Annotated in this window: 8 protein-coding genes; 2 read left to right on the top strand and 6 right to left on the bottom strand. The window is 45.2% G+C overall.

The window, feature by feature from the left end:
• Positions 1-84: 84 nt before the first annotated feature.
• Positions 85-2283, top strand: coding sequence for a 1,4-alpha-glucan branching protein GlgB (glgB, locus tag Q0C11_RS13600; RefSeq protein WP_293008872.1), 2199 nt, complete (start codon positions 85-87; stop codon positions 2281-2283).
• 153 nt (positions 2284-2436) lie between these two features.
• On the opposite strand, the gene Q0C11_RS13595 is transcribed toward glgB, so the two are convergent.
• The 3 genes from Q0C11_RS13595 to Q0C11_RS13585 form a co-directional block, all read right to left on the bottom strand.
• On the bottom strand, positions 2437-2769 hold the full coding sequence (locus Q0C11_RS13595) for a multidrug efflux SMR transporter (RefSeq protein ID WP_293008870.1): 333 nt from the start codon (positions 2767-2769) through the stop codon (positions 2437-2439).
• A gap of 302 nt (positions 2770-3071) precedes the next feature.
• Positions 3072-3707, bottom strand: a complete 636-nt coding sequence (locus tag Q0C11_RS13590; RefSeq protein ID WP_293008868.1) for a PEP-CTERM sorting domain-containing protein — start codon at positions 3705-3707, stop codon at positions 3072-3074.
• 215 nt (positions 3708-3922) lie between these two features.
• Complete coding sequence (locus tag Q0C11_RS13585; protein ID WP_293008866.1) at positions 3923-4912, bottom strand: 2-hydroxyacid dehydrogenase; 990 nt, start codon at positions 4910-4912, stop codon at positions 3923-3925.
• 178 nt (positions 4913-5090) lie between these two features.
• On the opposite strand from Q0C11_RS13585, the gene Q0C11_RS13580 reads away from it, so the two are divergent.
• Complete coding sequence (locus Q0C11_RS13580; RefSeq protein WP_293008864.1) at positions 5091-6455, top strand: HD-GYP domain-containing protein; 1365 nt, start codon at positions 5091-5093, stop codon at positions 6453-6455.
• Between the two features lie 590 nt (positions 6456-7045).
• Here Q0C11_RS13580 and Q0C11_RS13575 read toward each other — a convergent pair.
• The 3 genes from Q0C11_RS13575 to fghA all read right to left on the bottom strand — a co-directional run bounded on the left by Q0C11_RS13575 (position 7046) and on the right by fghA (position 9307).
• Entirely contained in the window at positions 7046-7582 is a 537-nt protein-coding gene (locus tag Q0C11_RS13575; RefSeq protein WP_293008862.1) for a hypothetical protein, read from the bottom strand.
• Positions 7583-7605: 23 nt separating this feature from the next.
• Positions 7606-8454, bottom strand: a complete 849-nt coding sequence (locus tag Q0C11_RS13570; RefSeq protein ID WP_293008860.1) for a DUF4359 domain-containing protein — start codon at positions 8452-8454, stop codon at positions 7606-7608.
• 112 nt (positions 8455-8566) lie between these two features.
• Complete coding sequence (gene fghA / locus Q0C11_RS13565; RefSeq protein ID WP_293008858.1) at positions 8567-9307, bottom strand: S-formylglutathione hydrolase; 741 nt, start codon at positions 9305-9307, stop codon at positions 8567-8569.
• Positions 9308-9319: the final 12 nt, after the last annotated feature.

The following is a 9319-nucleotide window of genomic DNA, read 5'->3' as shown; positions in this document are numbered from 1 at the left end:
GATTGCTTCGAATTTAATTGCCTTTTGTCAAAGAATAGACAGGTTATAATCCAAGCCGCATCTGCTAACTCCATATTAAAGGTGATGACCACGAGCAAACCCAATTATCTGCTACATGCGCTGCTCAACGCAAAGCTCCATGATCCTTATGCGTATTTAGGATTGCATAGAGAACATAATCAAGTCTTAGTGCGTGTATTTCGTGCCTTTGATGCACAGGTATGGATCAAAACATCCATCGGCTATGAGCCGATGCAATGCGTTCATCCTGAAGGAGTTTTTGAATGGTGCGGCGAATCGATGCCGACCATGCCGTACCGCTTGCGCATTGAAGGAAAAGACCCCAAGCATGCCGTCTATGAAGCATACGACCCCTATGCTTTTATGCCACAAATTTCTGATCATGATTTGTATTTATTCAATCAAGGTAAATTATGGCAGGCATATCGCATGCTGGGGACTCAGCCGGCCAAGAATGCCGGTGTTGATGGAATGCGCTTTGCAGTATGGGCGCCAAATGCAGAGCGCGTCAGCGTCGTAGGAGATTTTAATCGCTGGGATGGTCGAATGCATCCGATGAAAGCGCATCACGCCAGCGGTGTATGGGAATTGTTTATTCCGGAATTAGCCTCCAGCATTCATTATAAATTTGAAATTCGCAATCGCGATAGCGGTGAAATTCTTGTCAAGACAGATCCCTATGCCCAGCAATACGAGTTGCGTCCCAACACGGCCGCGTTGATCCCCGCGCAGAATGCCTATCATTGGCAAGATACCGCTTGGATGTCACGCAGATCGGATTGGGATTGGCTGCATGCGCCGCTGAATATTCTTGAAATTCACGCCGGATCATGGAAACGGCATCCGGACGGACGCTTCTATACCTATCGGGAACTGGCAACGCATCTATTGCCTTACGTGCAGGAGATGGGTTATACCCATATCGAGTTGATGCCTGTCTCGGAGCATCCACTGGATGAGTCCTGGGGTTACCAAACGACAGGATATTTTGCCGTCACCAGCCGCTTTGGCTCACCGGATGATTTCCGGTTTTTCGTGGATACCTGTCATCAGGCGGGAGTCGGCGTGATTCTAGATTGGGTGCCTGCGCATTTTCCTCAGGATGCTTTTGCGCTGGCGCGTTTTGACGGCACCGCATTGTATGAACACGAAGATCCGCGCTTGGGGTTTCATCAGGATTGGGGCACCTATATCTTCAATTATGGCCGCAATGAAGTGAAATCTTTCCTTTTGTCCAGCGCTCATTATTGGCTATCGGAATTTCATTTGGATGGATTGCGCGTCGATGCAGTGGCTTCTATGCTTTATCTCGACTACTCGCGCAAGAATGACGAATGGTTGCCAAACAAATATGGCGGACGGGAAAATCTGGAAGCGATTGATTTTATTCGCGAGCTGAATATTATGGTGCACGGAGAATTTCCTGGCGCACTCACACTGGCGGAAGAATCCACTGCTTGGCCGGGCGTATCGCGCCCTACCTATGTTGGCGGTTTGGGTTTCTCGATGAAATGGAACATGGGTTGGATGCACGATACGCTATCTTATATGCAGCAGAATCCGATTCACCGGCGTTATCATCACGAACAACTGACTTTCAGCCAGCTCTATGCGTATACCGAAAATTTTGTGCTGCCTTTTTCGCATGATGAAGTGGTGCATGGCAAGGGTTCACTTTGGAATAAAATGCCCGGAGATCCCTGGCAAAAATTCGCCAATGTGCGCCTGTTACTGGTCTATCAAATGACTTGCCCTGGAAAAAAACTCAATTTCATGGGCAATGAATTCGCACAGCAACGTGAGTGGCGCATGAGTCACCAACTGGATTGGTATTTGCTGGAGCAACAACCACATGCCGGTGTGCAAGCTGCTGTGCGCGATTTGAATCATTGTTATCAAAACACCTCGGCCCTACATCAACTTGACTTTACTGTCGAAGGTTTTCACTGGATCGACTGCCAGGATGCCGACCAATCGATAATCGCCTACTTGCGGCGTGCCATCGATGGATCATTTGTGTTGATTATTCTCAATTTCACCCCGGTACCACGCACTGGCTATCGCATCGGCGTACCAGCTGCCGGCGCTTATCAAGAAATCTTTAATAGCGACTCCACTTATTACGGTGGCAGCAATGTCGGTAATTTAGGCAACATTGACAGTGTACCGATCCCCTGGATGGGATTTGCCGATTCAATGGCAATTACGTTGCCGCCACTGGCAGGGGTTATTTTTTCTTGGAAGGAATTACCCGGAGGTTAAACTTACCCAGCTTAACGGGCCGTTGAGAAATGTTTTCGAAGCAGCTGATGCAAGGAAAAAACAGGTGAAAAAGCGCATTATGCCAAATAAATGAGAATCTTGAACCTGCTTTTAACACCGCAGCGGCAATGCAGATTGTTTTTTACCAGCATGTTAAAGTGAAACAGTCTGAGAAAACATGTTGATCACCACAATCCCCGCAACGATTAGCGCCAAGCCAATCACAGCGGGGATATCCAGCGACTGCCCGAAAAAGACCCAGCCGCTCAGCGCAATCAATACCAATCCTGCGCCGGACCAAATAGCATAGGCCACCCCGACCTGGATGGTTTTGAGTGTCAATGAAAGCAAATAAAAGGCCAGCACATAGCCGACAATCACTACGAGCGATGGCCACAAGCGGGTAAATCCTTCAGATGCCTTAAGAAATGAGGTTGCAATCACTTCACTGATAATCGCGATTGAAAGAAAAATCCAGTGCTGCATTCTAATAACTCCATATTTTTCGCTACTTGGTAGCGGATACATGTATTAATTCCAGGGATGCGGAACAGCCAATGACCGGCAATTATTTCAATCTTCTTTACTCTAAAACCCGGCAACTGCAATCGAGCACCGATTTTTTAGGACAATCTACTGCGCAAACAGACCAATTGAAAAACGTTTTCGAAGCAGATGATGCAAGGCAAAGATAGGCGAAGAAGCGCAATTTATACCTAATAATGAACATCCTGAGCTTGTTTCTAACGCTGCAGCAGCAATGAAGATAGCTTTTCAATACCTGCCAATCAGGCGACTACAACTTGCTTACGGCGGTATCTGATGAAACCAATAAAACCCAGTCCAACAGCCAGCATGGCATAAACTCTCGGCTCTGGAACAGGAAGGAGATTGACAGCAACATCGGAACCCACTGCCGCCATGGCTCCAGAATAGATCAGAGTTGAATTATCGGGAAAAATGACGGATGCTCTAATCACCATTCCGATCAGATCGGATACTATCGCAGCATAGTCACTGTTACTTGCAACATCGGGATCCCACAAAAACTGAAATTTATCGAGTGGATCATAACCGGTGAAGTTAAAACCGAAATGCAGCGAATTATGTACGCCAAACTGGGATGAAACCCCGTCACCGGCAGGATCATGAACGAAATCAGAATCTTGCACGGCCTCAAACAACAACGGCTCTCCGAGTACGCATCCCGTGTTACCACACTGCGTGCCCGACAAATTAAATCGCAGGCTCTGGATCATGCCATCGGTCCTGTTAGAACTTGCAATATCTAACGTAAAGGAATTGAGCGGACCAAGGTTTTTTATGAAAATTGATCCTGATGCACCTGCATGACTCACTCCACCTAACGTCACTACGAAACCAACCGCCAGAGCAACTTGTTTCAACCTTTTTAGTGTCTTCATTCGCTTTTCCTTTCAAGTAAAAATATCTTGGATTCTTTCGCTTGTTATCGCAAATACGCATTGTGCAATGTAATCACTTTTCTTGGTAGCTAATGGTGCATCGTCGTTCCTGAAAGTTTACGATTACTATTTAAAAAAAACCGATGTTTATTATGCGCAGAATAATTAAAAATCGCTACCCGGCAATTTGAATTCGCGGATTAAATTTAACCAGACTACATGTTCTTTGGATTTTCCCCTTTGCTATCTGAACCAGTTACTTGATTAAAAGGTTTGTGCTGGAAAAAATTCTCGATATTGCCTGCTAATTGATCCAGCAAACGCTGCCTGGATTCCCGGCCGGCCCAGGCGATATGCGGCGTAACAATCAGGTTGTCCGGTTTCTGCCGCAGTATCAGATTATCCTTGCCTGGTGGTTCTTCCTGAATCACATCGATCGCGGCACCAGCAATCCGGCCATTGGATAAGTTCTGCAATAAATCGACTTCATTGACCAAGCCACCGCGCGCGACATTGATCAGATACGCAGAAGGTTTCATCAGATCAAACTCCATGTGGCTGATCAGGTGTTGCGTTTCCCGCGACAATGGGCAATGCAGCGTAACAAAATCCGCCCGCCGCAACACGTCGTCAAACGCGGTTCTGCCAGAGCGTGGGAGTTTGCCTTTATGCTCCGCGATCAGCACCTGCATCCCGAATGCATGTGCCACGTTAGCCACCGCCTTACCCAATTCACCAAACCCGATGATTCCCAGTGTTTTTCCAGATAACTCCTGGATATCAAAATCCAACGGGCAAAAAAATTGGCTCGACTGCCAGCCGTCGCGTTTCATCAGATCCTGATAATCCACAAAATGGCACGCCAGATTCAGCATCAGCATAAACACATGCTGCACTACCGAAGGCGTAGCATAACCACGTACATTACACACTGGAATATTGCATTCGCCGGCGGCTGCGAGATCGACATTGTTATACCCGGTTGCCGCCACGCAGATGAGTTTCAGATGTTTCGCCGCAACGATTGCCGTACGGTCGACAAACACCTTGTTGCTGACGATCACCTCGGCCGTGTGGATTCTTTCCTGCACCTCCTGCTCGGAAGAGTCATGATAATACTGCCACGGTGATACTGCCCGCTCCAGCGCCGCGCAATCCATATCGCCGCGAGTTACTGAACCAAAATCCAAAAAAACAGCGCGCATCTAAATTCTCCAGCTATGATCGAAAATCATACCACAAGCGATGCCTTGGCGTTCCTTGCGAGTTACGTAGAATCGTGCGAATCTAAAAATATTGAGGAGTGTACTTTTATCGCACGACTTGATACATTGTTCATCTGCCTTCAGATGTCGATGTGATTTCTAGCGAGGAAATCAGAATATGACTGAAACAAAAACCAGTGCTCCAAGTGTGATTGATGTTAAGGCTGATTCACAAGAGGCGCTAGCCACCAGTCAGTTTGTTCATCGAAAAATCCTGCTTCGTTTGTTTCTGGGATGGTTTTTTCTCAGCCTCACGAATGGAAGCATCGTTCTATGGCTTGAAATTTCGCGCTTCCAGCAATTCGTCCATGCGCTTGCGTTAAAGGAATCTGCCGTACTCAGCGGTGAAACCCCTTATGACTTAGAACAGTTGGATAGATCGACTTCTCAATACCTGACCAATCTGGCGCAGCAATTGGTTAAGCGCAATTTTCTCGTGGTTGAACTCTACGATGCCAATAAGCAGCTAAAGATCGAAGCAGTCCGTCAGGGACAGGAAACGACCGAGCAATGGATCAATAGCCACCGCCATCAATTCCCTCAGCGCGGTGACTTTTTTAAGGAATTTCATTTCACTCAAGGCAAGCTGTTGCTGCTGATATTGGTTCCGATAAAAGGGCCGCAGCATGCATTAATCGGTTATTTCGAAGGCATTTACCAGGTTGATCAAGAGACTCAGGATTCGATCAAGGATGAACTGCTGCACACACTGTTACTGATCGCCCTTAGCATCACTTTTACCACTCTTCTGATGTATCCGATTGTACTGACGCTCAATCGGGAATTGACTAAACTTTCCACCGATCTTTTAACTGGAAATCTGGAATTGATGAATGTGATGGGCCGCGCCATCGCGGAGCGCGATTCCGATACCAACAGCCATAATTACCGCGTTACCTTTTATGCCCTTCGGCTGGGAGAGACGGTCGGACTACGTCATGAAAATATCCTCAATCTGATCACGGGCGCTTTCTTGCACGATGTCGGCAAGATCGGCATTCGCGATCCCATTTTGCTAAAACCGGGAAAACTGACCTCACAGGAATTTGAGATCATGAAAACGCATGTCACGCTGGGCGTGGATATATTAAAACAATCCAGCTGGCTCAGTGGTGCCTGCGATGTGGCTCATTTTCATCACGAGAAGTACGATGGCAGCGGCTACCCGGAAGGACTCAAAGGCGAGGCAATTCCGTTGAATGCGCGAATATTCGCCATTGTTGATGTGTTCGACGCGCTGACCTCCAAACGCCCGTATAAGGAATCATGGACGGTGCATGACGCTCTTGCCGAACTTGAACGTGATAGTGGCAGTCATTTCGATCCACAGTTATTGCGTATTTTTGTTTCGATCGCTCCAGCGCTCTATCAGGAGGTGACTGGCATACAGGAAAGCCAGATGATTGCCATGGTAAAACGCTGCATTTCGCGCCATTTCCTGACAACGGCAATCGGCGCCAAACCTCAAAGCCAAATGTCCTGAATCAAAATTCCTTCGATTATTACCGGGTAAGAACCAAAATTATGAGTACGGCCACAGGAAATTACATCTAGAGACCTTTGCACGGACAAAATCTCGTTGAGAAGGGTGAAGTGATTTAATGTCATTTTAAATCATACAATTGAATTGATATCTCTGCGTTTTTTAGAGTTTGATGTCACCCGCTGACCCGCTAAGGAAACTTTTTCAGTCAATTCGATTGCCTGATTGATTGGACACCGATAGAAAAAACAATCGCTGAGTACTCTGCTCCTATATTTGATGCCCCAGGCCGCCCTGCCTATCCCGGGCTGCTACTGTTCAAAATTACTAAAAAACACCTCGTCACTTACATAAAAATCAGAAGTTGTAACTAATTTGATAATTTATTGAATTTTGCAAAGGTCTCTACCTATTCTTACTATCGAATGTTTTGATATATCTCAGGTGCGACTAACTATCATCCTATAAAATTTTCTCGGTCTCGCAGAGTGATTCTTCGCAAAAACAAGAAATTCTTAGATATGTGCCTGACCCTATTGCCCTTCTAAATGGGGATTATTTTTATTAGATTCTTGATTCTGCATCTGATTCTAGTTGTGTTTCTGGTTGTGTTGTGTAAATAAGCTATTGATTAACTCAGATATGTTAAAGATGAATTCGAGAGTGATTCCTGGGGGTAGAATTGCCTGCTCATTAGGATGAGATGCTAAGTTTCTTAGATTTCTAAGTAAGTTCCATTTTGTATATTCTTCATCTGAAAAGAACTTATTTTTATTTAGGCGAGCAATTTTGTCTTTAAAAGTGTTATTACCTACTTTATCGGTTGTAATTTGTCTGCATTTTTCACTAATGGCTGCTTCAGCAACGCGGAGGAGTTGTTCGAATGCTAATGTGAAAAGCGGATAGAAAAAGTAACCATATAACATAGAGCCACGGGCTACTTCAAATAGCTTGTGAATTTCTAAGGGGACTGTTTCCGAAAGTTTGGGCTTAAGAATTGATATCGCCCAATCTCCGGCTGACATAATAGAAATCTTGTCATCTTGAAGCATAACCAAGTTTTTCATTAAAGGATCTGGATTCATCCAGTTTTCATAAGTGATGATTTTTATCCCAAGATTGGTCATGGTTTTAAATGTTTTTAATTACTCTATGGGTTGAAAAAGCGTTTTAAAATATTTTCTGGTAGCTTTTCTAAGCTGCTGTTCAAAGCAAAGCAACGTTTCGTACTAGAATTGGATGCTGCATCGGGAGACTGAGTAAGTACTACAAGAATCGAGCCATCGTGTAATCCAACAGCAATTGAAGCATTGTTTTCCCCACAATCATGGGGTTTGCAGCGAGAGATAAACAAAAAGTTGTCTATTAACTCAATTGGGCCTTCGACTCCGTACTCAATCGTTATCGCTTCAAAATCTGTACTTGATAATATATGTTGGAGACGTTTCTTAATTTGGGGTATTGCGAAGAAATTGGGTTTCTTTCTGTTGCCAAAGCTTTGTGTTGGATAGCGCCCTGCCCATTCTTCCAAATTAGATAAGTCTTCGCTATCAACGCCTTGTTTTGTTAGGCCGGGGAATTGTACGCAATCAACTATTTCATTGGGATTTGCTTTTGCTACTGTTACTTGCTCGTACTCTACGGATGAAATTTCTTTTTCTTTTAAAGGTAAACTCGAAGTATATTTTTGTTCTGATTTTAATGGGCTTATTACAACGAAATTATTTAGTATTCCAACAACCTTAAGCTGTTCGCCTCCAAAATCAGTATCATAATAACTTAAAATTATAAAATCTCTTCTAATTGTTGAATTAGTGATTAAGCTGCTGACGAATCCTCCAAACAATGAACCGAAAAACTTAGTTAAACTATCCTGCGTACGAGTTTCTTGAAGGATATGCTCGTGTATAAATTTTTCATAAACTTCCATTGAGGGATTTGTATATGTTAAAAGAGCTAGTAATGTAACTGCAACAATGGTTTTGGTTAGTGATGGCATGTTTTAACTTGTGAAAATTTTTAACTAATTCAGAGCAAAACGAGCAAAACGAAATCAGGTCTCGAATCAAGAAAAATAAGAGCAAAAAATGAAGTGTTGACATTACTTATGATCATAACAACGCATCGCGATGATATTTCAAATGATCGTCGATAAATGTGCTGATAAAGTAATAGCTGTGATCGTACCCGTTATGAAAACGCAGCGTCAGCTTTTGATCTGCTTCGCGGCACGCTTTTTCCAGGTTTTCCGGGTACAGTTGCTGTGCCAGAAACTGGTCGTCCAAACCCTGATCGATCAATAAATCTGGAATACGGCGACCATCCTGGATCAGCGCGGTGGCGTCGTACTGGCGCCAGTTTTGCTGATCTTCGCCCAAATAATGTCGAAACGCTTTCTGTCCCCACGGGCACTGCATCGGCGCACAAACCGGTGAGAATGCGGAGACTGAGCGAAAAAGATCGGGATAACGTAGCGCTAGTGTCAGGGCGCCATGACCACCCATCGAATGGCCGGAGATGCCGATGCGATTGGGATCTGCGGGGAATTGATTGATGATGATTTGACGCAGTTCTTGCGTGATGTAACTTTCCATGCAGTAAAACTGCGACCATGGTGCGAGCACAGCATCCAAATAAAACCCAGCACCTGCACCAAAATCCCAGGCATCGGTTTCGCCGGCGATGCCGGTTTGGCGCGGACTGGTGTCCATTGATACCAACATCAGGCCGTATTCTGCCGCGTAACGCTGCGCACCGGCTTTGATCATGAAGGTTTCTTCGGTACAGGTGAGTCCGGCGAGAAAAAATAGTACCGGAACGCGTTGAATTTTTGCCTGCGGCGGTTGATACACCGAAAAGCGCAT

Origin of the sequence: Nitrosomonas sp., assembly GCF_022842015.1 — a bacterium.
Classification (GTDB): Bacteria; Pseudomonadota; Gammaproteobacteria; order Burkholderiales; family Nitrosomonadaceae; genus Nitrosomonas.
This window is presented reverse-complemented; position numbering and strand designations above follow the sequence as displayed.